The sequence below is a fragment of the Burkholderia sp. BE12 genome (assembly GCF_002959955.1).
Classification (GTDB): Bacteria; Pseudomonadota; Gammaproteobacteria; order Burkholderiales; family Burkholderiaceae; genus Burkholderia.
Genome location: NZ_PREY01000032.1, coordinates 40,303 through 64,883, shown reverse-complemented (window position 1 = coordinate 64,883; position 24,581 = coordinate 40,303). Strand labels below are relative to the sequence as shown.

General features: G+C 65.1%; 21 protein-coding genes. 5 read left to right on the top strand and 16 right to left on the bottom strand.

Features of this window, described 5'->3' with window-relative positions; genetic code table 11:
* Nucleotides 1-3 precede the first annotated feature (3 nt).
* The 4 genes from C4B30_RS28295 to C4B30_RS28280 form a co-directional block, all read right to left on the bottom strand.
* Nucleotides 4-858 (bottom strand): 3-hydroxybutyryl-CoA dehydrogenase, encoded by an 855-nt coding sequence (locus tag C4B30_RS28295; protein ID WP_027786160.1) that lies wholly within the window; start codon nt 856-858, stop codon nt 4-6.
* Between the two features lie 38 nt (nt 859-896).
* On the bottom strand, nt 897-2,090 hold the full coding sequence (gene bktB / locus C4B30_RS28290; protein WP_027786161.1) for a beta-ketothiolase BktB: 1,194 nt from the start codon (nt 2,088-2,090) through the stop codon (nt 897-899).
* Nucleotides 2,091-2,138: 48 nt separating this feature from the next.
* Nucleotides 2,139-3,767 (bottom strand): electron transfer flavoprotein-ubiquinone oxidoreductase, encoded by a 1,629-nt coding sequence (locus C4B30_RS28285; RefSeq protein ID WP_373558218.1) that lies wholly within the window; start codon nt 3,765-3,767, stop codon nt 2,139-2,141.
* Nucleotides 3,768-3,848: 81 nt separating this feature from the next.
* On the bottom strand, nt 3,849-5,639 hold the full coding sequence (locus C4B30_RS28280; RefSeq protein ID WP_027786163.1) for an acyl-CoA dehydrogenase: 1,791 nt from the start codon (nt 5,637-5,639) through the stop codon (nt 3,849-3,851).
* A gap of 552 nt (nt 5,640-6,191) precedes the next feature.
* Between C4B30_RS28280 and C4B30_RS28275 the strand changes: the two genes are divergently transcribed.
* Entirely contained in the window at nt 6,192-7,097 is a 906-nt protein-coding gene (locus tag C4B30_RS28275; RefSeq protein WP_027786164.1) for a ketopantoate reductase family protein, read from the top strand.
* A 153-nt stretch (nt 7,098-7,250) separates the two neighbouring features.
* Here the strand turns inward: C4B30_RS28275 and C4B30_RS28270 are convergent, their stop codons facing one another.
* From C4B30_RS28270 to C4B30_RS28245, 6 genes are all read right to left on the bottom strand, one after another.
* Entirely contained in the window at nt 7,251-8,189 is a 939-nt protein-coding gene (locus tag C4B30_RS28270; protein WP_027786165.1) for an anti-sigma factor, read from the bottom strand.
* On the bottom strand, nt 8,186-8,734 hold the full coding sequence (locus C4B30_RS28265; protein WP_027786166.1) for an RNA polymerase sigma factor: 549 nt from the start codon (nt 8,732-8,734) through the stop codon (nt 8,186-8,188). The genes C4B30_RS28270 and C4B30_RS28265 overlap by 4 nt, the downstream gene beginning before the upstream one ends.
* A gap of 341 nt (nt 8,735-9,075) precedes the next feature.
* On the bottom strand, nt 9,076-10,344 hold the full coding sequence (locus C4B30_RS28260) for an MFS transporter (protein ID WP_105133250.1): 1,269 nt from the start codon (nt 10,342-10,344) through the stop codon (nt 9,076-9,078).
* Nucleotides 10,345-10,434: 90 nt separating this feature from the next.
* The gene (locus tag C4B30_RS28255; RefSeq protein ID WP_027786167.1) at nt 10,435-11,715 is read right to left on the bottom strand and encodes an epoxide hydrolase family protein; all 1,281 of its coding nucleotides are present in this window, start codon (nt 11,713-11,715) and stop codon (nt 10,435-10,437) included.
* 139 nt (nt 11,716-11,854) lie between these two features.
* On the bottom strand, nt 11,855-12,271 hold the full coding sequence (locus C4B30_RS28250; RefSeq protein WP_027786168.1) for an organic hydroperoxide resistance protein: 417 nt from the start codon (nt 12,269-12,271) through the stop codon (nt 11,855-11,857).
* 83 nt (nt 12,272-12,354) lie between these two features.
* Nucleotides 12,355-12,594 carry a DUF4148 domain-containing protein gene (locus C4B30_RS28245; RefSeq protein ID WP_027786169.1) on the bottom strand — a complete coding sequence of 80 codons (240 nt, stop codon included), beginning with the start codon at nt 12,592-12,594 and terminating at the stop codon, nt 12,355-12,357.
* Nucleotides 12,595-12,938: 344 nt separating this feature from the next.
* Between C4B30_RS28245 and C4B30_RS28240 the strand changes: the two genes are divergently transcribed.
* Together C4B30_RS28240 and C4B30_RS28235 are read left to right on the top strand one after the other, a co-directional pair.
* Nucleotides 12,939-13,421: a cupin domain-containing protein gene (locus C4B30_RS28240; protein ID WP_027786170.1), complete on the top strand. Its 483-nt coding sequence runs from the start codon at nt 12,939-12,941 to the stop codon at nt 13,419-13,421.
* A gap of 55 nt (nt 13,422-13,476) precedes the next feature.
* On the top strand, nt 13,477-14,754 hold the full coding sequence (locus tag C4B30_RS28235; RefSeq protein ID WP_027786171.1) for a phthiocerol/phthiodiolone dimycocerosyl transferase family protein: 1,278 nt from the start codon (nt 13,477-13,479) through the stop codon (nt 14,752-14,754).
* 97 nt (nt 14,755-14,851) lie between these two features.
* Here C4B30_RS28235 and C4B30_RS28230 read toward each other — a convergent pair whose 3' ends face one another.
* Nucleotides 14,852-16,045, bottom strand: a complete 1,194-nt coding sequence (locus C4B30_RS28230) for an MFS transporter (protein WP_080681405.1) — start codon at nt 16,043-16,045, stop codon at nt 14,852-14,854.
* Between the two features lie 859 nt (nt 16,046-16,904).
* Here C4B30_RS28230 and C4B30_RS28220 point away from each other — a divergent pair.
* Both C4B30_RS28220 and C4B30_RS28215 read left to right on the top strand, forming a co-directional pair.
* The gene (locus C4B30_RS28220) at nt 16,905-17,198 is read left to right on the top strand and encodes a DUF4148 domain-containing protein (protein ID WP_027786173.1); all 294 of its coding nucleotides are present in this window, start codon (nt 16,905-16,907) and stop codon (nt 17,196-17,198) included.
* A gap of 228 nt (nt 17,199-17,426) precedes the next feature.
* Nucleotides 17,427-18,356: an alpha/beta hydrolase gene (locus C4B30_RS28215; RefSeq protein WP_027786174.1), complete on the top strand. Its 930-nt coding sequence runs from the start codon at nt 17,427-17,429 to the stop codon at nt 18,354-18,356.
* Here C4B30_RS28215 and C4B30_RS28210 read toward each other — a convergent pair.
* The 5 genes from C4B30_RS28210 to C4B30_RS28190 form a co-directional block, all read right to left on the bottom strand.
* Nucleotides 18,353-19,672 (bottom strand): MFS transporter, encoded by a 1,320-nt coding sequence (locus C4B30_RS28210; protein ID WP_027786175.1) that lies wholly within the window; start codon nt 19,670-19,672, stop codon nt 18,353-18,355. The two genes, C4B30_RS28215 and C4B30_RS28210, sit on opposite strands and share 4 nt — an antisense overlap.
* 167 nt (nt 19,673-19,839) lie before the next feature.
* Nucleotides 19,840-20,907, bottom strand: coding sequence for an ATP-binding protein (locus tag C4B30_RS28205; protein ID WP_051421432.1), 1,068 nt, complete (start codon nt 20,905-20,907; stop codon nt 19,840-19,842).
* 136 nt (nt 20,908-21,043) lie between these two features.
* Nucleotides 21,044-21,427, bottom strand: a complete 384-nt coding sequence (locus tag C4B30_RS28200) for a response regulator transcription factor (protein ID WP_027786176.1) — start codon at nt 21,425-21,427, stop codon at nt 21,044-21,046.
* 133 nt (nt 21,428-21,560) lie between these two features.
* Nucleotides 21,561-22,229 carry a response regulator transcription factor gene (locus C4B30_RS28195; protein WP_027786177.1) on the bottom strand — a complete coding sequence of 223 codons (669 nt, stop codon included), beginning with the start codon at nt 22,227-22,229 and terminating at the stop codon, nt 21,561-21,563.
* Between the two features lie 103 nt (nt 22,230-22,332).
* Nucleotides 22,333-24,420, bottom strand: coding sequence for an ATP-binding protein (locus C4B30_RS28190; protein WP_415748914.1), 2,088 nt, complete (start codon nt 24,418-24,420; stop codon nt 22,333-22,335).
* Between the last annotated feature and the right edge of the window lie 161 nt (nt 24,421-24,581).

Genomic DNA, 24,581 nt, shown 5'->3' with positions numbered 1-24,581 from the left:
CGCTTACTTGCCGTAGTCGTACACCCCACGCCCCGTCTTCCGCCCGAGCCGCCCCGCCGACACCATCTCGCGCAGCAGCGGGCACGCGCGATACTTCGGATCGCCGAAGTCCTTCAGGAACACATCCATCACCGCGAGGCACACGTCGAGGCCCACGAGATCGGCCAGCGCGAGCGGCCCGATCGGGTGGTTCGCGCCGAGCTTCATCCCCGCGTCGATCTCCTCGGCCGACGCGATGCCTTCGGCCAGCACGAAGAACGCTTCGTTGATCATCGGCACCAGGATCCGGTTCACGACGAAGCCCGGCGAATTGCGCACGCCGATCGGCGATTTGTCGAAACGCTCGGTCAGCGCGCGCACGGCCGCGGCGGTCGCGTCGCTCGTCTGCAGCCCACGGATGATCTCGACGAGCGGCATCAGCGGCACCGGGTTGAAGAAGTGCATGCCGAGGAAACGCGACGGATCGGCGAGCGGCGCCGCGAGCGCCGTGATCGAGATCGACGACGTGTTGGTCGCGATGATCGCGTCCGGGCGCGCGACGGCCTCGATCTGCTTCAGGATGCGGCCCTTCAGCTCGACGTTCTCGGTGGCGGCTTCGATCACGATGTCGGCCGAGGCGAGCTTCGCGTAGTCCGTCGACGTCGCGATGCGCGCGAGCGCCGCATCGCGTGCGGCCGCGTCGAGCTTGTCCTTCGACACGAGCCGCTCGAGGCTGCCCTTCAGCGTCGCGAGACCCTTGTCGAGCGCGGCGTCGCTGACGTCGATCATCACGACGTTCAGTCCTGCAACGGCGGCGGTTTGCGCAATGCCGTTACCCATGGTTCCGGCGCCCACGACGCCGACGATTTCGATGGCCATGAAATGTCCTGTGTATTCGGATGCTGAGCGGTCGATTATCAGATGTTCTCGAAGATGGCAGCAATCCCCTGGCCGCCGCCGATGCACATCGTCACGAGCGCGTAACGCCCGCCGATGCGCTTCAGTTCGTACAGCGCCTTCACCGTGATCAGCGCGCCGGTCGCACCGATCGGATGACCGAGCGAGATGCCCGAGCCGTTCGGGTTGACCTTAGCGGGATCGAGGCCGAGCTCCTGCGTGACCGCGCAGGCCTGCGCGGCGAACGCCTCGTTGGCTTCGATCACGTCGAGATCGGCGATCTTCAGGCCGGCGCGTTCGAGCGCCTTCTGCGTGGCCGGCACCGGGCCGATGCCCATGTACGCCGGATCGACGCCCGCGTGCGCATACGCGACGAGGCGGGCGAGCGGCTTCACGCCCTGCGCGCGTGCGGCGTCCGCGCTCATCATCAGCACGGCAGCGGCCGCGTCGTTGATGCCCGATGCGTTGCCGGCGGTCACGGTGCCGTTCTCCTTCGCGAACACCGGCTTGAGCTTCGTGAAATCGTCCGAGCTCGCGTCGTGCCGCACGTGCTCGTCGGTGTCGAACGCGACTTCGCCCTTCTTCGTGCGGATCGAGATCGGCAGGATCTGATCCTTGAAGCGCCCTTCCGCGATCGCGCGCGCCGCGCGACGATGCGATTCCAGCGCCAGCGCATCCTGCGCTTCACGCGAGATGTCGTACTTGCGTGCGACGTTCTCGGCCGTCACGCCCATGTGGATCGTCTGGAACGGGTCGTGCAGCGCGCCGAGCATCATGTCGACGAGCTTGCCGTCGCCCATGCGCTGGCCGAAGCGCGCGGCCGGCACGGTGTACGGCGCGCGGCTCATGCTCTCCGAACCGCCGCCGATCGCGACGTCGGCATCGCCGAGCATGATCGTCTGTGCGGCCGACACGATCGCCTGCAGGCCGGAGCCGCACAGGCGGTTCACGGTGAGCGCCGGCGTGTGCTGCGCGACGCCGCCGTTGATCGCCGCGACGCGCGCGAGATACATGTCCTTCGGCTCGGTGTTCACGACGTGGCCGAACACGACATGGCCGACCGCATCGCCCGGCACGTTCGCGCGCGCCAGCACGTCGGCGACTACCTTCGCGCCGAGGTCGGTCGGCGAGAAATCCTTCAGGCTGCCGCCGAAATCACCGATCGCGGTACGGACACCGCTCACCACCACGACTTCCTTCGCTGCATTGCTCATCGTCTCACTCCGGTTCGTTCGCGCCCGCGGGCGCGGGGATGCGTTGCGTTACATGTTCGGGTAATTCGGCCCGCCGCCCCCTTCGGGCGTGACCCACACGATGTTCTGCGTCGGGTCCTTGATGTCGCAGGTCTTGCAGTGCACGCAGTTCTGCGCGTTGATCACCAGACGATCGCCGCCGTCGTCGTTCTTCACGAACTCGTACACCGCCGCCGGGCAGAACCGCGCCTCCGGCCCCGCGTACGTGCGCAGATTCACGTTCACCGGCACGCTCGCATCCTTCAGCGTCAGATGCGCCGGCTGGTTCTCCTCGTGGTTCGTGTTCGAGATGAACACCGACGACAGCCGGTCGAACGTCAGCTTGCCGTCCGGCTTCGGATACGCGATCGGCTCGCACTGCGACGCCGGCTTCAGCATCTCGTGATCCGCATGCTGGTGATGCAGCGTCCACGGCACGTTGCCGCCCATCACCTTCTGCTCGAGCCCGACCATCAGCGTGCCCAGATACAGGCCCTTGGCCATCCACTGCTTGAAGTTGCGCGCGCGGTACAGCTCCGTGTACAGCCACGATTGCTTGAACGCATCCGGGTACGCATTCAGTTCATCCGACTGACGGCCGGCCTGCACCGCGTCGAACGCGGCGTCGGCCGCCAGCATGCCGGTCTTGATCGCCGCGTGGCTGCCCTTGATCCGCGATGCGTTCAGGAAACCCGCGTCATCGCCGATCAGCGCGCCGCCCGGGAACACCGTCTTCGGTAGCGACAGCAGCCCGCCCGCCGTGATCGCCCGCGCGCCGTACGACACGCGCTTGCCGCCTTCGAGGAACGCGCGGATCGACGGATGCGTCTTGTAGCGCTGGAACTCCTCGAACGGCGACAGGTACGGGTTCGTGTAGCCCAGGCCCACCACGAAGCCGACCACCACCTGGTTGTTGTCCATGTGATACAGGAACGAGCCGCCGTACGTATCCGACTTCAGCGGCCAGCCGGCCGTGTGGATCACGAGACCCGGCTTGTGCTTGGCGGGATCGATTTCCCACAGTTCCTTGATGCCGATCCCGTACGCCTGCGGATCGGCGTTCGCGTCGAGCTTGAACTTCGAGATCAGCTGGCGGCCGAGGTGGCCGCGGCAGCCTTCGGCGAATAGCGTGTACTTCGCGTGCAATTCCATGCCGAGCTGGAAGTTCTCGGTCGGCTCGCCGTCCTTGCCCACGCCCATGTTGCCGGTCGCGACGCCTTTCACGGAACCGTCGTCGTTGTAGAGGATCTCCGCGGCGGGGAAGCCCGGGAAAATCTCGACGCCCAGCGCTTCGGCCTGTGCCCCGAGCCAGCGCGTGACGTTGCCCAGCGAGATCACGTAATTGCCGTGATTCTTGAAGTTCTCGGGCAGCGCCCAGTTCGGCGTGGTCACCGCGCTCTTCTCGGACAGGAACAGGAAGCGGTCTTCCGTCACCTCGACATCGAGCGGTGCGCCCCGTTCCTTCCAGTCGGGAAACAGTTCGGTGATCGCGCGCGGGTCCATCACCGCGCCCGACAGGATGTGCGCGCCGATCTCGGAGCCCTTCTCGAGCACGCATACGCCGATCTCGGTGCCCTTCTCGGCGGCCAGCTGCTTGAGCCGGATCGCCGCCGACAGCCCGGCGGGGCCGCCGCCGACGATCACGACGTCGTATTCCATCGATTCGCGCGGGCCGTATTGCGCGAGCAAGTCCTGTGTGGTCAAAATCCTGTCTCCTGCTGCGTCCCGACCGTCAGCCGGTCAGAACTGGTCTTCCGTCAACGCGAGCACGCTCTCGTTGCCCTTCGCGCCGACGATCGACGCTTCGAGCGCACTCGCCTGCACCAGCACGTGCTCCGCATAGCATTGCGCGATCGCGATCTTCGCGTCGAAGAACGCCACGTCGCTCGCACGGTTCGCCTGCGCGGCCACCAGCGCGCGCGCCATCTGCCACCCGCACAGCACCACGCCCGCCAGCTTCAGGTACGGCACGCTGCCCGCGAACACCGCGTTCGGGTCCTGCTTCGCGTTCGCCACCACGTAATCCACCACCGACGACAGCGCCCGTGCGCCCTTCTCCAGCTGCGCCTTCATCGACGCGGCCGCCGCACCCTCCAGCTTGCCCAGCGCCGCCACCGTGTCGCCGATTTCGGCGATCAGCGCCTTGGCGACCGCGCCGCCATCTCGCATCGTCTTGCGGCCGACCAGGTCGTTCGCCTGGATCGCCGTCGTCCCTTCGTAGATCGCCAGGATCCGCGCATCGCGGTAGTACTGCGCCGCGCCCGTCTCCTCGATGAAGCCCATCCCGCCATGCACCTGCACGCCCAGGCTCGCCACGTCGTTCACCATCTCCGTGCTCCAGCCCTTCACCACCGGCACCAGATATTCGTAGATTGCCTGGTGACGCGAGCGCGTCGCCTCGTCCGAATGGCGGTGGGCAATGTCGCTGTGCGCGGCGGCCACATACGCCAGCGCCCGCGCGCCTTCGGTCAGCGCACGCATCGTGCCCAGCATCCGGCGCACGTCCGGGTGATGGATGATCGTCACCGACTGCCTGGCCGAGCCGTCCACCGGACGGCTCTGCACGCGTTCCTTCGCGAATTCGGCCGCCTTCTGGTACGCGCGGTCGGCCACGCCGATCCCCTGCATCCCGACCCCGAAGCGCGCCGCATTCATCATGATGAACATGTATTCGAGGCCACGGTTCTCCTCGCCCACGAGATAGCCGATCGCGCCGCCGTGATCGCCGTATTGCAGCACCGCCGTCGGGCTCGCCTTGATCCCGAGCTTGTGTTCGATCGACACGCAGTGCACGTCGTTGCGCGCGCCGAGCGAGCCGTCTTCGTTGACCATGAACTTCGGCACGATGAACAGCGAGATGCCCTTCACGCCTTCCGGCGCGTTCGGCGTGCGCGCCAGCACCAGGTGGACGATGTTGTCCGCCATGTCGTGCTCGCCCCACGTGATGAAGATCTTCGTGCCGAACACCTTGTACGTACCGTCGCCCTGCGGCTCCGCGCGCGAGCGCACCAGCGCGAGATCCGAACCGGCTTGCGGCTCGGTCAGGTTCATCGTACCGGTCCATTCGCCCGAGATCAGCTTAGGCACGTAGCGCTGCTTCTGCTCGTCGGTGCCGGCCGTCAGCAACGCCTCGATCGCGCCGTCGGTGAGCAGCGGGCACAGCGCGAACGACAGGTTCGACGCGTTCAGCATCTCGATGCACGGCGTCGCAATCAGCTTCGGCAGCCCCTGGCCGTCGTATTCGGCCGGATGCTGCAACCCCTGCCAGCCGCCTTCGACGAACTGGCGGAACGCTGCGCCGAAGCCCGGCGTCGCGGTCACGACGCCATCCTTCCAGCTGCTCGGGTTGCGATCGCCTTCGACGTTCAGCGGCGCCAGCACCTCGCCGCAGAATTTCGCGGACTCGTCGAGCACGGCCTGCGCCGTGTCGTAACCCGCATCCTCGAAGCCCGGCAACTGCGCGACGGCGTCGATACCCGCGAGTTCCTTCAGCACGAACAGCATGTCCTTGACGGGGGCGTTATAGCTCATGGTCGATGTTCCAAATCAGGCGGTGAATGAGGCGCGCTACCGGGCCGGTCCGCCAAAACCGGCCGGCTCCGGGCGACGACGTGACCCATCGTAATGCCGCAATGGCCGATTCGCGTTGTCATATCCGGCCCACATGGTGACAAAATCGGCCACAGATTGCGTGGGCTCGGCCCGAAATGGACGGCTGGATAAGGGTTTGGCCGGATCGGGGCGGCGGCGGACCATCGGTATGCCCGAGTGATGGGGTCGAAGCAGCGAGCGCATTGACGACGCGTGAGCTTATGGGAGCCGGTTATGGGAATCGCGGATGAGGAGCCGGCCATGGGAGCGAGCGGCCGGAGTCGGCGCGGGTCACGAGGTCTGCGCGGCTCGCCGCCCGGTTCACCACCGCCATCAGGGTCAACACTCGCGCAAGCGTGCCGTCGCCTCTCACGATTTCGGGAATAAACGGCGGCACTCGCGTGTTCAATGTGGATGGACGGCCCCACGGGGCGGTCGTGCGCGTGCACTTCGTGCATGCGTGAAGTGTTCACGGGTTCCCTTGGAGCAATCATGCGGTTTGCAGTGTTGGGCGCCGGCGCGGTTGGCTGCTACTTCGGTGGCATGCTGGGGCTGCACGGCCACGATGTCGTCTTCATTGGCCGGCCGTCGCACGTGGACGCGATTCGCGATTTCGGATTGCGCCTCCAGACGCGCGCGTTCGACAAGCACGTACCCGCCAACGCGTCGACCGATATCGAGGCGGCCCGATCGGCAGACGTCGTTCTGGTATGCGTGAAATCAGGCGATACCGCCGAAGCGGCGCGCAAGCTAAGCCGCGTCCTCGCACCGGAAGCCACCGTGGTCAGTCTGCAAAACGGCGTCGACAACGCCGCGCTCTTGCGTGCCGAGATTTCGCAACCCGTCATTTGCGCGGCGGTGTATGTCGCCAGCGAGATGGCCGGCCCGGGGCATCTGTTGCACCACGGCCGCGGCGATCTCGCGATCGAAGCAGCGCCGCCCAGCGAACCGCTCGCGCACATCCTGCGTGCGGCGGGCATTCCCACCCGGATCGCCGACGACGTACGCGCGACGCTCTGGCAGAAGTTCATCCTGAACTGCGCATACAACGCGATTTCGGCGATCGTGCAACTGCCGTTGGGCGAAATGCCGCATCGCGACGCACTGAGCGAAACCATGCGCGCAGTCGTCGCCGAGTGCCTCGCCGTCGCTGCCGCCGAGGGTGTCCACTTCGCAGACCCGCCGGCGCGTATCGTCGAGCAAATCGAAGCGACGATTCCGCCGGGTCAGTATTCGTCGACGGCGCAGGATCTGGCGCGGGGCAAACGCAGCGAAATCGACCATCTGAATGGCGCGGTCGTTCGGCGCGGCCTTGCCGCCGGCATCGGCACACCGGTCAATCAGACGCTCTGTCTGTTCGTGAAGATGCTGGAAGCGAAGGCCGCGGCAAGGTCGTGATCGGACGCGGCCAGGTGTTCGCTGTCATTTGCGGCCCGGACGGCCGCCGAAAACGGCGCGATTTGCCGCCGGTCCGCAGAACGAAGTTGCTCGTCTGCACGTCAGAATGCGCGCTGCGTGATCGAAATGCGCTGTACGCCGCGGAGATTTCCTTCAACTCGCGATCGCCAGATCGACATGCGGCACCTGACCTAGCCTTTCCCCCACGACATTTTCGGATATCTGCTTGCCGATTGCGCCGAGATCGGTGTCGCCGGGCGGGGCGATCAGCGCATAAGTGAGGTTGGCACGCCGCCATGTCACGACGTCCATGCCGCCGACCTGTTGTCGGGCGAGCGCCGTGTCGGGCTTGTCATCCTTCATCAGGCACAGCGCCACCGGCATGCCTTTTTCCGGCAGATAGACGATCTGCACCAACGGCTTGTCGTTGAAGCGCAGGCGCTGTATGCGCTTGAACGTCAGCCCCGCCGAGCGCAGATCCGGAATCCGTATCGGCAGCCCGTCGTCACGGCGAATGTTTTCCACCGTATGCGCCGCGACAGCGGGATTCGACGAATCGAACGCGACGGTATCGCGCGTATAGAGTCGTTGATAATTCGCAGCCGCCATGATCCAGGGGGACGCGCGCGTCTGCGTAGCCATCGGTGCGGCCTGCGGTGCGAAGCCACCTCGCGCCGCGCCCGGCGCGAAGCGCAGTATGGCGCCGAAGCAGAACGCACCCGCGACGAAGGCCACGGCGAGCCAAGGCGCCATCATGCCAAACCGCGAGCGTATCGGCGCGGCGAACGCCTCACGTACCTCGGGTTGCGGCACAGGTGCATCGACGGAACGACTGACGTCACGCGCGACGACGTCCGAAGACGCGACGTACGCCTGCGCGATTTCGGCGACCTTGTGCACCAGGCTCTGCGGAACCGACGGCCATTCCTGCTGCTCGAATGCACGCTGGTACGGCAACACCGATGCTTCGAGCCATGCAACGCGTGTGGCGATATCGGGCGACGTTCCGATCGCCCTCTCGACTTCCTCGCGCTGGTGTGACGTGAGCTCTCCATCCACGTATGCCATGAGCAGGATGTCGTCTATTTTCATGCCCCCTGATCCTCACTATTCGCGTTGCTTTTCACACGTCGGTCTTGTCGATCGATGAACAGGGAACCGATCGTCTGGCGGGCTCGCGAAAGCCGGCTCATGATCGTGCCGATGGGTACGCCGAGCGCGTCGGCCGCTTCGCTATAGCTGAGCCCCTCTACACCGACCAGCAGCATGACCACGCGCTGGGCTTCGGGCAACTGCTGCACTGCCCTGACGATCTGTTCATCCAGGGCCTGTTGCTCCAGCGTCGGTGCAGCGGGATCGGAGACGGTTTCGAGGAAGTCGTCGTCCCAGTCCATGCCCGAGCGCCTGCGCACGCTGCGTGCGCGGAGTTCGTTGAGCCAGGTGGACTGGACGATCGAGAACATCCAGCTCAGCGGCGCGGTGCCCGGTCGCAATTGATGCGCGCGCTCGAGCGCGCGAAGGCACGCGCACTGCACGAGATCTTCAGCGTCGTGGCGATCACCCGAGATCCGTAGCGCGAATGCCCACAGACGCGGGAGCATCGAAGGCAGCATGGCGGACAGTTCGGCTGCGGTCATCTACGTCGATCCTCCTGCGGTGCGACCAAGGCGACGTTGAGAAACTGCAGCATCTGACATGTGTCCATGGGTTTAGGCGAAATTGAGCGGGCGATACCCCCTGGTAAACAGTTGGTCGGCGAAGTTATTCCATCGCCGTCGTGTGTTGAACGAACAGCCCGATCCCGGCTCGTTGCGGCCGGGGAGCGCGTTCAGGAAAAGCCGGCGTGCTCGGCGCTCCGCGTCATTCCTGCATGCGGACCGGAACACCCGAATGCCGGCTTTATTCCGACGACGCGATGCGGGACGACTGTCACCGCTGCCGCCCGCCAATAACGAATTTGGCCGAAACCCCTGCGAAATCAGGGCGATTCGGAAACCGTGGGAATGGATTCGCTTTGCGGCGCCGACGCGGGCCGAAGCAGCGGCACCATCAGCGTGATGCCGGTGGCAACCAGAAACAGCATGAAATAGGAAGCGAAGTAACCGTCCGTCCGGTCGCGGAGATAGCCGAAGGCGAGCGGCCCCAATGCGGCCACCAGATAGCCGATGAAGAGCATGAACACGCTCCACGCGTTGGTCTCGGCGGGCGAATGGGTATGGTCAAGCGGCAAGGTCATCGCGAGCGTGAAGCACATGCCTTGTCCGATCGCGATCAGGACGATGCACGACGCCGGATAGGCGGTCGGCGCAAATGCCAGCCCGCCGATGCCTGCCGCCGTGATGGCCGACGCGAGGCCGAGCCAGCCGCGCCGATCGGTGGAGCGGCCGGCCTTCATGCCCATTCCGAAGCTGCTGAGCGCGAACACGCAGGTGAAGAGGCCCAATACCAGACCGGGCGACAGCGTCTCGATATGCAGTTCGACACTCGACGACGCGAGCCATGCAAAGCATGCGTACACGATGAACTGGCTCGCGCCGAAGTAAGCCGCGACCCGCCACGCCCGGATGTTGCCCCACGGAAGACCGACCGCCGCCGGCACTTGCGCAGGCTGCCGAGGTTGCGCTTCGGCGGCCTTCGCCTCCTGGAAGCGCCGGGCCAGCCGGCGCCAGCTCAGGATCGCGGTGATGCAAAGCACGCTCCACAATGCGACGGCCACGCGCCAGCCGCCGAAACTCAGCGCGATGTAACCCGACGCGCTCGCCGCGACCGTCGCGCCGACGCTGAGTCCCGCGCTGTAGATCCCCATGAAGAACGTCGCGTCGCGCGCGAAGTGCTTCTTCACCCAGCCGCCGATCAGCGAACCCGAAATCGCGATGCCGATTCCGGCAAAGACGGTGCACAGAAGCAGTACGCCGGCGGAGCCGGCCAGCGCGCGGGCGACCATCGCGACACACAGCAGGGCCAGCGCGGCCACGACCGCGTTGTCCGTACCCAATCTGCGCGCGACACCCGGCGCGGCGAGCGCGAAGACACCCATGCAGACGTCCGGAATCGCGGTCAGCAGGGACGCCTGCGTGTAGCTCAGGCCGAAGCTCTGCTGGATCGATTCGAGCACCGGCCCGATCGAAACGATGGGCGGGCGCAATGCAATCGAGAGTATCAACAGCGCGATGGCCGCGGCTGCCTTTCGGGTATCGGTGGAATCGGTGGAATCGGTGGAATCGGTGGAATCGGTGGATCGAGACATGACTGTTCCTGGCTTCACGGTGCGCGCGTTGCGGCGACATCGGAACGCGACGGCGATCGCGGCAGGCGATCGCCGTCGAAACCTGCTTGCTCAGCGCAGCGTGCGGAATGCGGCGCGCACTTCGCTTGCGAGCAGTTGCGGCTCTTCCCACGCGGCGAAATGACCGCCCTTGTCGACCTCGTTGAAGTAGATGAGGTTGTGGTAAGCCCGCTCGGTCCAGCTGCGCGGCGCCTGATAGATCTCGCCGGGGAAGATCGTCACGGCAGCCGGCATCGAAATGTCCACCGCGTTGAAGTTGTTGGAATGATCTTCCCAGTAGATCTGCGCGGCGGAGGTCGCGCTGTTCGTCAGCCAGTAGAGGGAGATATCGTCGAGGATTTCGTCGCGGGTGAGCGAACGTTCCGGCACGCCGCCGCTATAGGTCCATTGCGAGATCTTGTCGTACATCCACGCAGCCTGGCCGGCGGGCGAATCGGCCAACGCATAACCCACGGTTTGCGGACGCGTGACCATCATCGCGGAATAGCCGCAATTGTCCTTGTAGAAGACGTTGAGCGAATCGTATGCGGCCTTTTCCTTCGGCGACAGCCTGCCCGGCGCGGGTTCGCCGAGCGCGAGCAAGGTCGCGATGTCCGGCGGCACGGTGGCCGGCATGTTGACATGGATGCCGATCAGCCCTTTCACCTTCTGCATCGCCATGCGGTGCGAAATCACCGAACCGCAATCGCCGCCTTGCGATACGAAGCGCGTGTAGCCGAGTCGGGCCATCAGTTCGCCCCATGCACGGGCGATGTGATCCGAGCCCCAGCCGGTCGTTTTCGGCTGCCCGGAGAAGCCGAAGCCGGGCAGCGACGGAATCACGATGTCGAACGCGTCGTTCGCACTGGCGCCGTACGCGGTCGGATCGGTCAGCGGGCCGATGACCTTGATCAGCTCGAAAATCGAACCCGGCCATCCATGCGTCATGATCAACGGTAGCGCGTTCTGGTGGCGGGAACGCACGTGAATGAACTGGATGTCGAGGCCGTCGATCTCGGTCATGTACATCGGCAACGCGTTCAGCTTTGCCTCGCCTTTGCGCCAGTCGTAGTCGGAACCCCAATACTGGAGAAGCGCCTGCATTCTCGCGAGCCGCACGCCTTGCGATTCGTCGTTGACGGTCTCCTTGCCGGGCCAGCGCGTCGCCGCGATGCGGCGCCGCAGATCGACGAGGGCGGCCTCGGGCACGCTGGCCTTGAACGGACGAATGGCCGTGTTGCCGGTTGCGGCGAACACCGACCCGGGAATCAGCCCCATGGCACCGACGGCGGCGGTAGCGGCGGTAGCGGCAAGCACGTGGCGTCGACGGGGAGAAAACGGTGTGGATGACATGATGGGTATCCTGGCGCGAGAAGAAGGCCGCATGTCGCGATCGATACGCGACACGCGGGAGTGCCTGCCGGAAGCGCGCACCACGCCGGGCGTGCCGATCACGCAAACGGCGTCGTGCGCGGGTCCGGCAGCAGGCGAGTCAAACGACGGTGACGACGACGTCGATGTTGTTGCGCGTGGCCTTCGAATACGGGCAGGTCTGGTGCGCCGCGTCGACCAGCGCTTGCGCGACGGCGGTGTCGACGCCCGGCACGCTGACGTTCAGTCGTGCCTGCAGGAAGTAGGCACCGTCGTTCATGGCCAGATCGATCTCCGCATCGACATGCGTGTCGCGCGGCAGCGCAATCTTCAGCCGTTGCGCGGCCAGGCCCATCGCGCCGATGAAGCATGCCGACCAGCCTGCGGCCAGCAACTGCTCTGGATTCGTGCCGGGCGCGGCCGAACCGGGACCGGACAGCTTGACGTCCAGGCGGCCGTCCGAGCTGTGGGCCGCGCCATCGCGACCGCCGGTGGTGCGGGTCTTGCCGGTGTACAGGACTTTCGTTTCTTGGCTCATGATCGGTGTCGTATTGAACTGGGTGGGTGACAGTGGTGGTGAATGGCGATGCTTGAAACCGGCGTTGCGTCGGTAGCCGGGATTCAGCCGCCTCGATAGAGCTTGTCGAGCGCCGCGAGCTGGCCGTCTTTCTGTGCCCGCACCAGTTCCTCGCGCACTTCGGCACGCGTCTTCGTCTTCGGCGCGACCGACGCCCACTGGCGCGCTTGCTGTGCGCCCTGGACATTGGCGCTCGTGTCGACGGGGATGCCTGCGTAAGCAGAAGCAGCGGTTGCAACTGCGGCACAAGCCGCAAAAGCCAAAGCGATCGTCTTTGCTTGCATGTCGTTCTCCTGGAGCAATTCAAGGGTCGAGAATCCGTCCGGGCGCTCGGTGGCGGCTTCATCCTGCGATGTCTGCCCGAGTGCCTCGATCGGATCCAGTCGTTGAGATGCATTAAATCCAGGCCACGTATCCGGCATGTGTCTTGATAACGGGGCTATTGCAATGCCATGTATCTATTCCGGTCTCGTACACATTAAGAAACAAATCTGCCGTTCCGTTTTCGCTAACGCTCCAAAATGAAGATCGCTTTTCCGACAGAATGGCGCTCCAATGAAATGACGCTGCAATGGCGAGCCCGCTCATTTGCCTCGTTGCCACAGGAAGACCCAAGGAGAAATCACCGATGACCAGATACGCAATCGGAACGCTGGTGTTGATCGGCGTCATGGCCTCGGCCGGCGCGCGCGCTGAAACGATCAAGCCGATCAAGGCGTCGAAGTCCGAGCTGGCCGGTGCGATATTCGCTCGCGCCGATGTCGTGAAAAAAGACGAAAGTGGCGACCGGAGCGCCGACGTCGTGACGTTCACGTCGACCGATACGGCTTACCAGACCGGCGTCTATCGATCCGGGCCTTCGCGTGAAGAAATCAAGGGGCCGCAAGGATTGCCGTACAACGAGTTCCTGTACTTTCTGTCGGGCAGCGTAAAGCTGACGTCGTCGGACGGTTCGGTGATGGTCGTGAAGACCGGCGAAGCCGTCACGCTTCCCAAGGGATGGACGGGGCATTTCGACACGCCGGGCTATACCAAGCTCTACGTGACCTACAGCCCCGACGACGCCAAAAAGCAGTCCGACATATCGGGTCATCCGAAAATGGCGGAATAGCGATCCGTTCTCGCGTGTTCTGTGATGCAGACACCTCTTCCGCAGGAGCGAGACGATGCAGAACCAGCAACAGGAAATCGACAACGATCAATCGACCGTGCCGGCATTCGTCCGCGGGCTCGGCGGTACGGAACACCTGTTCTGGTTGCTCGATCAGAATCGGCCGACGCATTTCGCCATGGTCGCGGAGATCGATCGCCGTTTTCCGCCGACAGCATGGCATGCGGCTTTTCGCGCGCTCCAGCGGAGGCATCCGCTGTTGTCGACCTATATCGCCGCGGACGCGCAGATGAATTCCGGCTTCCATGGCACACCTGATGCCGTGGTGCCATTGCGCGTGATCGAGCAGAGCGGAACTTCGTGGCACGCGGAAGCGGCCCGCGAAATCGCGACGCGCTTCGACTGGTCGACAGCGCCGCTGTTGCGCGCGACCGTGCTGCAAGGCGACGGCGACTCGGCGCTGATCCTGGTCGCGCATCATTCCGTAGTCGACGGCATGGGCAGCGCGTATCTGATCGAAGATCTGCTGCGATTGCTGTCGGGCGAGTCGCTGGCGCCGTTGCCGCTGGTGCCGTCGCTGGAGGCCGTGCTCGACGCCGACCTGAACCGGACCGCCGTCTTGCCCGACGCACTGCCGGCGCCCGCGCCCAAGCCGTTTCGCCCGGACGCCGCGGACGTGCCGCGTGTCGACGCCGTCGAGCTTTCGGCTGAATCGACGCGCCGGCTCATCGCCCGCGCGCGTGTCGAGCAAACCACCGTGCACGGCGCCGTTGCCGCGGCCGTTCACGAAGCAGGCCGGCGTCTGTCGAGCGAATGGGCCGAGCGCGCGTTGCGCACCGTCACGCCGATCGACGTGCGCCATCTTGCCGATGAAATCGGCATCGCCAACGGCGCGTACATCACGCAGACCATCACGGTCGACGACTACCCGCGCGGTACCGATCTATGGACCGTCGCCCGCAAGATCAAACAGGATCTCGCACCTTTTCAAACGCGCGCGAGCGTCGCGGCGGAACTAAAAACGCTCGATGCCGCGATGTCCGCGCGGCCGAACGTTCAACACGCGGCCGGATTCCTGTCGGCCGTGCTGGCCTTCGACGTTCTGCTGTCGAATCTGGGCAATCAGCCCATTGCCGCCGCTTACGACAGCTTGTCGCTCAAAGCGCTATGGGGCCCGCTGGTGACTTCGGGCTTCGCCGACGACCAGGTCATCGGCGTGTGCACGATCGACGGCATACTGCGGCTCACGCACACGAGCCATGGCGCGATCCCCGGGCTGCTCGGCGAAGTCCGGGCGATTCTCGACGAAGCCGTGACGGCACCGTCACGCTGAAGACGAGGCCAAATGAAGATTTTTTCGCGTGAAAAGATCTTCACCCGTTGATCCGCACGGTTTGTCCGGCGAGTGGGGGGTGACTTTTCCCGTGCCTTCAGACGGCCACGAGCGAGGCTCTCTTCCGGTGTTCGACGATCGACAGCAGCAGCGCGGCCAGGCCACACGCGGCGATGAGCAGCAGCAGCGTCGTCTTGCCCATGCTGACCAGCACCAGTCCGCCGACAGCGGGGAATCCGAACACGCCGACGAAATAGGACGCCACGAACCAGGTCAGCACCGCGTGCCGGTGCCGCGCATCGGTACTGTTGACGGCTTGCGCCTGAACGATCGGATAGATGAGGCCATACCCGGTCCCGAGCAGCACGGCGCTGACCGAATGAAGCATCGTGTTGTGCGGCACGGCGAAGGTCACGGCGACGCTCAGTATCATGAAGCCGAGGAGGATCTGCGTGGTCGCGCTGACACGTAGCTGAATCACGATCGCACCGAGCAGCCAGCGCGTGACGACAACCGTTGCCGAATAGAGGCCGAAGAACGTGCCCGCCTTCACCCCCGTTTCCTGCGCCATCGACATCTGGAACGTCATCAGCCCCGAGAAGACGCTGGAGCCGAGCGCGATGATCGCGATCGGGTAGATCGCATGCGTACGGGCAATCGCACGCATCTCGCGCAACCACCGTTCCCGTGCCGGCGGCACGACGGGGAGCGGCGCAGGCGACAGGCGCCCGAAGCATTCCAGCATCAACGCAGCCATCGCGCACAATCCGCCGACGGTGCAGAACACCGCGCCCGTCGTCCAGTGCCAATTGCGAATCGCGAGCGCGGCGACTGCCGGCCCGCCCCCGACTCCGGCCATCTGAAACGAGCCGAACCGCAGGAACCAGCGCTCGCGCTCGGTATCGGTGGTCCGCTCCGCCAGCATCATCGGCGCCGCAAGGTAGAACCCGCCCCAACCGACGCCGACCAGCAATCCCGGCACGACGCTCAACGAGCCGGTGCGCCCGATCACGGCAAAGCCGGCGACGCCCGCACCGACGACCAGCGCAGCCAGCGCGGTCGTCCGCGCCGCCCCGATTCCGTGCGCAAGCCACGCGACCAGCGGCAGGCCGATCAGCGTACCGACCATGGCTTCGGCCAGTGCCGCCCCCGTATCGACGTCGTTGCCTCCTGCCGAACGAAAATGCATCGACAGAAGAAATGTCGCGCCGTATCCGCATGCAGTCAGCAGCGCGCCGAGTAGCCCGAACGACGCGACGCGCGGGGACATCGTGCGTGGATAGGCCATCATGGCTCCTCTTGTTCAAAAATCCGGCCCATTCGAGCTGCCAGCGCCGCAGCGACGCGTCGGCGTGGCGTTACGCGCGGCCGCGCGCGTCGAGTTCGACTGGCCGCCCGCATGAGCACATACCCATCGATTCGTGCCCATCGCGACAAGGTCGGCGGCCGGTCGCAATATGATCCACACAATCTGCCGCCGGGGAAACGAACCGTTCCGATGATGCACCGCATACGTTCGTATGTTCAATCCCGCACGGCAACCACTGCGCGATGGCGACCACACGGCTCCGTCGCTTGGCATCGCTCGTCAGAAAGCGGCGATTCCGTAGCCGGGCACATCGACATCGTGCGCACGGTCGTCATGCGCGCTTCGTCGGCGAAGTCCCGGCCGGCGCCACGAAGAAAGACCTCGCTGATGGCGAGGAACGCCTGGATCCGTTCACTTATCGACATTTGCCTTCATCCTCGAGCGGTATGGGGTTTCCCGGGCAACGCGCCGGAGCGCCGCCGCGAAACGGAACTGCGAGCGCACGCCGCGTCGCAGTGAAGACACGGTATCGAAATCGAATGCGCAAGACTACTCGTACGAAGGGATGATCGGGACCATCGATGGTTTGGCCCCCGGACCATATCGAGGGTGACGCAGTGAGCCAAGCAGTGGCGGCAAGACTGATACGGCACCCCCCGATTTTGTATCGCACCGTATCAAGAGCCGCTCCCGAAACATCAGCATGCACGAATCCCGGGTAGCGGAAACATGGCGGATACGTTGGCGAGTTCTACTGCCGACATGCGGAAGACATGCGACATACGACGCTGATTCGGATGTCCGACGGTCGATCCGATCACTTGACTTCAGGAGCGCTCACATGAAAGCCACTCGAATCCTTGCTGCCGCGGTGCTTGCCGTCGTTCCCCTCGTGTCTTTCGCCGATGCCGGGCCCAGCCTCACGCGCGCCGCCGTGCGCGCCGATCTCGTGCGACTCGAACAGGCCGGCTACAACCCGGCTCGCAGCGAACCGCGCTATCCGGACGACATCGCCACCGCGCTGCAGATCGCACGCTCGGACCAGAACAGCCCGTCGAAATCCCAAGGCGACAATACCGCCGATGCGACTTCGCCCGACCGGCATCGCGACACGACGCACGCGCGCACGGCATGACGGCCCGGCGCCTCCAGCGAGGCTATTGCACGCCTGCTGGATTCCTTTCCGCTGTCGCCGCTTGCACGCGGCGCAGTGGCAAGCGCGGGACTTCACGTCGGCCCGGGCATTAGGCGATGAACATACGAATGTATGTGGATCGTGATTCGCACGAGTCTTCGGCGTAACTTGACGGTTACTGCGAGCCGATGCAGGAAGCGCCTCTTTTTGCAAGCCACTGGATCGACCATGAAAATATTCGTCACCTTCGACAGCGCCGGGGTGAAACTCGCCGGCCACCTCTATCTTCAGCCTGCCGAAGCCGGGATTTTGCGTCCCGCAATCGTCGTCGGCCATCCTGGCGCCGGCGTCAAGGAACAGGCTGCAGGCTTGTACGCGCGGCGTCTGGCCCAGCAAGGGTTTATCGCGCTTGCTTTCGACGCCGCACACCAGGGCGAGAGCGGGGGCGAGCCGCGCGGACTCGAAGATCCCGCCCACCGCGTCGAGGACTTCAAGGCCGCCGTCTCATTCCTCACGACACGCGACGACGTCGATCCGAGCCGCATCGGTGCGCTGGGCATCTGCGCATCTGGCGGCTATGTCGTTCCCGCCGCCGCCACCGACCATCGCATCAAGGCCGTGGCGACGGTCAGCGCCGCGGACATCAATCTGCAGTTTCGCTTCGGCGCGGATGGTCGGCAGGATCCCGCGATCTTCCAGCGCATGCTCGATGCCGCCGCAGCGGCGCGCACTGCCGAGGTCAACGGCGAAGGCGTGGGTGGGTTTCCGATTTTCCCGGCTGAAGAGCCGGCACGTACGGGCAACCTGCATCTGTTCGAAGGCTGGGAGTACTACTGCTCGCCGCGCGCGCATCACCCGCGCTCGGCCAGGTTCTTCACCTGGAACAGTGTGGATCGCATCGCACACTTCGACGCATTCCGGTTCATCGACCTGATCGCACCGCGTCCGTTGCTGATGATCGTCGGCACCGAGGCCGTGACGTCGTGGATGTCGACGGACGCCTTCGCCAATGCGCAGGAACCCAAGGAACTGTTCTGGGTTGAAGGCGCCACCCATGTCGCCCTGTACGACAAGGCGCCGTACGTCGATGCCGCCGTATCGAAGCTCGGCGATTTCTTCGGTGCGAAGCTGGGTGCGCCAGCAACGGCCTCTGCCTAGGGCCCGTTCACGCTGATAACAGGCTTGCGCACGGGGCGCAACGCGAGACCTGCCAGCGCCCCAACGATACACAGCACGCCTACATAAATTTCCGGCGCCTGCGGATTCGATTTCAGCATCACCGAGACGAACACCGGCGTAAGACCGCCGAACACGGCATACGCGACGTTGTACGAAAACGAGATGCCCGAAAAACGCACGATCGGCGGAAACGCGTTGACCATCGCAACCGGAATCGCCGCAACCGCACCGACGAAGAAGCCGGATACCGCGTAGAGCGGCAGCAGCGACGACGGATTCGTGGAGAGTTGCGTGACCATCAGAAAATACGATGCGCCGAGCAGCAGGCAGCCAAAGAAGATCGTGCGACCGGCGCCGATCCGCCCCGCCACCGAACCGGCGATCACGCATCCGATCGTCAGGCAGAGCGTGGCCGCCGAATTCGCCTGTAGCGCGAGCGCGGGCGCGATATGAAAGCGTTTTGCCACGAGCGTCGGCGTCATCAGGATCACGACGACAATCGCCGCGGTCAGCGTCCACGTCAGTATCATCGAGACGAGCACTGCCCGGCGGTGATCGCGCAGCACGGCTTTCAACGGCACTTCGCCGGCCAGCAAACGGCTCTGCTTCATTTCGATGAAGACGGGCGTTTCATTGAGCCAGCGCCGCAGAAACGCGGACAAGATCCCGAACAGGCCACCGATGACAAAAGGCATCCGCCACGCATAGGCACTGATTGCAGCGGGCGAATAATGATGGTTGATCGCCGATGCGATCAGCGAGCCGAGCAGGATGCCGAACGTAAGACCGCCCGTCAGCAGACCGCAGGCATAGCCGACATGACGCGACGGCACATGTTCGGAGACGAATACCCAGGCCCCGGGCACCTCGCCGCCCACCGCGGCGCCTTGCAACACCCGGCACAGCAGGAGCAGGACGGGTGCCGCCACCCCAAGTGACTCATAGGTCGGCAACAGCCCCATCATCAGCGTGGGCAAGGCCATCAGCATCACGCTCATCGTGAACATGCGCTTGCGGCCGACGAGATCGCCGAAGTGCGCCATGACCACGCCTCCGAGCGGCCGCGCGAGATAGCCTGCCGCGAACACGCCGAATGTCTGCACCTGGCGCAGCCAGTCCGGAATCGACTGCGGGAAGAACAGATGACCGATCACCGCCGCAAAAAACACATAAATCACGAAATCGTAAAACTCCAGTGCCCCGCCTAGCGCGGCGAGTACCAGCGTTCGGTGATCACTGCCTGCCAGCGGACGATGCGGTACAACCGGAATCCGAGGCGAGTCCATGGAATTCATCTGGAAGAGGTCTGGTTCAGTGGCGGCGCGCCAACCCGATGACGTGCTACTTGTTCACAACACCTGACCGGTTCATGTCATTCCATGGCGCGCCGATTTATCGACGCGGCCGACGTTGCGCATCGATGAAGACGGGCCTCTTCGGCCGCCATCATCTCCCCATGCCGTCATGCGACGGCGAGCGGCAACGTCACTCTCGCTTCGAGGCCTCCGGTACTGCGATTGTTCAACTGCAATTCCCCTTGCATCGCCTGCGTCAGACGGCGCGCGATCGCCAGCCCCAACCCCGATCCCGACGCGCGCGCCGCTGTCTGCGGCGCACGATACCAGGGCGCGAACACCGCCTCCAGCTCCGCCGGCAAAATGCCGGGCCCCGAATCCACCACGCTGAGCATCACACGTCTTGCCTCGACCCGGACACACAGGCGGACGTCGCCGCCGTAACGCAGCGCATTGTCGATCAGATTGACGAGCACGCGACGCAGCGCGTGCGGGCAAGTGACCAGCGGACGGCCCACCCGCCCGTCGAGGCCGACGGTCAGGCCCGCGTCGCGATAGTTGCCGACCAGCGCGCCGAGCAACTCGTCCGCGTCGACGCGCCGCGGCGGCTCCGCCACGCTGCATTGAAGTCGTGCGCAGGCAAGGCTCGCTTCGACCAGTTCCCCCATCTCGGCAAGGTCGCGCTCCATCGCGTCACGCAACGCGCCATCGTCCAGCATCCCGCTACGCAGCATCATCCGCGTCAATGGCGTGCGCAGATCATGCGCGTACGCGGCCAGCACATGCAGCAATTCCGTCACGCGTTCCGCTTGCTGGCGATGCGCGTCGTTGATCGCGCGCGTCAGCCTTGCGATCGAGGGGCCGCCGCGCTCGACCAGTGCATCGGGCAGCGCCTCGACGCCATGATTCTCGATTGCCGCGGCGAGCTGCCGGATTCTCGTGTCCAGCCTCCGCGTGCGCAGCCACAGCACCGCTGCCAGCGCAAACAGGATACCGGCCGCACTTGCAAGCAGCAGACTGCCGCCGGCCACGGGAGGCAACGCGTTCGGCAGCATGGCACGAGCGTCATGCATGCGCTCCGCGACGAGCAGCACGCCGGCCGCGACGACAAGACGGACGGGCCACACGATGAACTCGCGCACATACGGGAACCCTACGCGGGCGACGTTGCGGATGCGACGCGCAATGCGGAACTCGGACAAGGCCCCGCACGATAAGGTAGGAAGGTTCGCCATCTTCGTTCTCCTGTCGCCGCCACGGCGGACGGTACAGGAACGATGAGAACACGCAGGTGGGGGCTCGCACCATCAAACAAGCGGCCATCCACCCCCTACGAAGGTTTAGGTCGGCGCGGCGGCAAACCGCGGCGGGTCAGCCGTAGCCGAGCGCGCGGGCGAGCCACGTCTGAAGCTCCTGCGCGTCGATCGGCTTCTCGAGCAGACACAGCGCGGCGCTGGCCCGCACGCGCTCGCGCTCGCGGGCAGTGGCGAATGCCGTGACGAACACGGTCGGAATGGTCAGGCCGCGGGCTTCGATCCGGGCCAGCACCTCGAGGCCGTCCATCTCCGGCATCTGGATGTCGCAGATCAGGCAGCCTGTTCGCGACGCCACGTCCGAAGCCAGGAACGCCGGGCCGGACGCAAACTCGTGCGCCTCCCCGCCGAGCGAACGCACGAAGCTTCTCGCGGCGGCGCGCACGAACGGGTCGTCGTCGACAATCGATACGAGATCGGTGGCTGAGAGTGAAAAAGGCATCCCTGCTTATGGCGAGTGAGCTGACCGGACCGTCCCGACTACGGCTGCCCGAGTTGCCAGCATACCGCCACGCCGCCGCACCGTCACCATATCTACGTATGGGGTAGGTTTTCCCTCGATAACGGTGCCGCCGCTAACATGAGGGCTGCCCGATGCCGAGCGCACTCATCTTGCGCACCAGTTCCGCGACCGAGCGACACTTCATCTTGCGCATCGCCTGACCGCGATGGATCTTGGCCGTGATCTCGGCAATGCCCATGTTCGCCGCGACCTGCTTGTTCATCAAGCCCGCCGCGACGTGTTGCAGCACCTCGCATTCTCGCGGCGTCAGCGATTCCCAACATGCGCGCAGATCGAGCAGCGAGTGATCGGCCTCCAGTCGTTTCGCATCGCGATCGAGCGCTGCGATCACCGCATCGATCATTTCCTGATCGTGAAACGGCTTCGTCAGGAAATCCATCGCACCGGCTTTCATTGCTTTCACCGTCATCGCGATATCACCGTGCGCCGAGATGAAGATGATCGGCATCTGCGGACCGCCGTTCTCGACCAGCGACTTCTGGAATGCAATCCCGCTCTGCCCGCGCAGCCTGACGTCGAGCACGAGGCACGACGGTCCGGCGCCCTTCGGCGCCGCGAGAAATGCTTCGGTCGACGCAAATGCGCGAACGTCCAGGTCAATCGATCGCAGCAGGCTGATCAGCGCGGCACGAATGAACTCGTCGTCGTCGACGACGTAGACGACACGACCGTTCCGATCCGCAGATGAAGGATCCGAATAAGGCATTCTGGTTTCGGGCATCGAAGTATTCACTGGTGAATTTGCAGGGATGGCCGCGTGGCGGCTCAAAGACATCTCGAAGAACCGGTCGGTCCGCCGCGCCGCGCGCCGGCGGACGACCCGGTCATGGATCGGCCCGCGGCAGCATGATGATTGCGCGCGTACCGGTGCCGTCGCGGGTCGACAACGTCAACGTCCCGCCGTGTGCATCGACGATGGAATGCGAGATGGCGAGGCCCATGCCCATCCCGTTCTCCTTGGTCGTAAAGAGCGGTTCGAGCAGCCGGTCTGCAATATCCGGCGCAATACCGCTGCCGAGATCCTCTACAGTCACGCGTGCGCTGTCAACGCCGTCCGCTTCGCAAGCAAGCGACAGGCAACGCACCGTCGCGAGCCCCGCCATCGCTTCAGCACCGTTCGTGAGCAGATTGATCACGACCTGCTGGAGCTGGATCCGGTCGCCATGAACATAGACGGGGCTGTCCTGGACGCGCAGATCCAACACGACATCGAGCGCGTCGAGTTGCCGCGCGACGAGCACCGCTGCCTCTTGGACGGCCTCGTTGAGATCGACCGTCGCGAACTGCGGCTCGGCCTTGCACGCCTTTGCGCGCAAGGCCTGGATGATGCTCTTGGCTCGCGCCGCCCCCCGGTTGATATGCACGAGCATTTCCCGCGCCTCGCCCACGTCCGGCGGCTCCCGGCTCAGCCAACGCAATGCCGCGCTCGCCGACGTATCGACGGCGGCAATCGGCTGCGAGACTTCATGAACGATCGACGCGACGAGCTCGCCCATCGCTTCCAGGCGGCTGGCGCGCTCGAGGCTGGCAAGTGCGGCCCGCAGCTGTTCCTCGGCATGTGCGCGCTGACGGTTCTGCTCGACCAGTTCCTCGTAGAGCCGTGCATTCTCGAGCGCGAACGCGGCCTGCGACGCGATCACTTCCACCAGGGCTGCGTTGGCCGCGGTAAACATTCGCGCCGCCAGATTGTTTTCCAGGTACAGAACACCGACGAGCGTCGCATAACGCATCAGCGGCACGCACATCACCGACCGGGGGCGCTTGCGCCGAACGTACGCATCCTGTGCGTGGGCCGGCGATTCGGACGCATCGTCGAGCACCGCGCCCTCCTGCGTACGCGCCACCGCCTGCACGAGAGACACGGGCAGCACGTCCGCCGTGAAAGGCTCGGCCGCCTGCGTCACGACGATCGTACCGTCGACCACGTCCGCGCGCGCCGGCACATGCCATGCACCCTCGCGCAGCACCGCGAGCGCGCCGTATTCGGCCCCGGCACTTTCGAGCGTCGTGCGCAACAGCGTCTCCACGAGGCGCGCCGGGACGATGTCGCTCGCCAGCGCATTCGAGATGCGCAGCACCGCCCGGACGTCCAGTTCGTGCAAACGATTCCCGGTGAGAATGCCCGCCCCATCGAAACCCCCGGCATGCGCGGCCTGCCGTTGCCGCACCTCGGCCAGCGCCTCCGAGCGCTGCCCGGCGCCCCGCACATCGGGTAAACGGGCTTGAGCAGCAGTCTCATCGCGGCGACGGCGCCGTTCGCATCGCCGCAGATCGGCGACGAGCGCCGCGGCGGTGCCGTAGCGTTGCTCCGGGGCTTTTTCGAGCAGCTTCATGACGATCCGCGAGATCTGCTCGGGTACGTGCCCGGCACGCTCGTGAGGCGCCCGCGCCGAATGCATGGCGTGCGCATGCACGAGTGCGGCGGCATCGATCGCGTCAAACGGCGGCACCCCGACCAGTCGCTCGTAGAGAATGCACCCGAGCGAGTAGAGGTCGGCCCGAGCGTCGACACTTGTGTTCATGCCTGCGCCGAGTTCGGGCGCCATGTAGACGAAATTCGCGACGTTCCAATCGAGCTCGGCGTCGCGCAACGGGTAGATCGCACCGGGGCAGACGGCATGGCCGAAGCCCGTCAGGAACGCACGGCCGTCGTCATCCACCAGGAAGCGATGCGGCGCAAGTGCGCGATGCACGACCCCGGCCGCATGCATTGCGCCCACCGTCGTCGCAAGCGCAATCGCGAGCCGCAGGAACGCGGCCGGCCCTTCCTGCGGTGCACCGGCAACGGACAGCGGCTCCCCACCCGGATCGGCCAGGACGAGCACGGCTCCGCCGCCGTGCGACACGATTGCTTGCGGAACCGCGGACCAGCCATCGCGCAGCACCGCGCGCAACGCATATTCGCGTTGCATCGCCGCGGCGACCGACGGTGCCGCCGCACCGTGTCCGGTGATCAGGACGGACGGCGCATTGTCGTCGATCGCACGTTGCAGCCGTGGCGGCCCTGGGCAAAGCTCAATCAAGCGTCGTGTCGAAAGTTCGATCATGCGGATGCAGTAAGGAAACGGTGGCA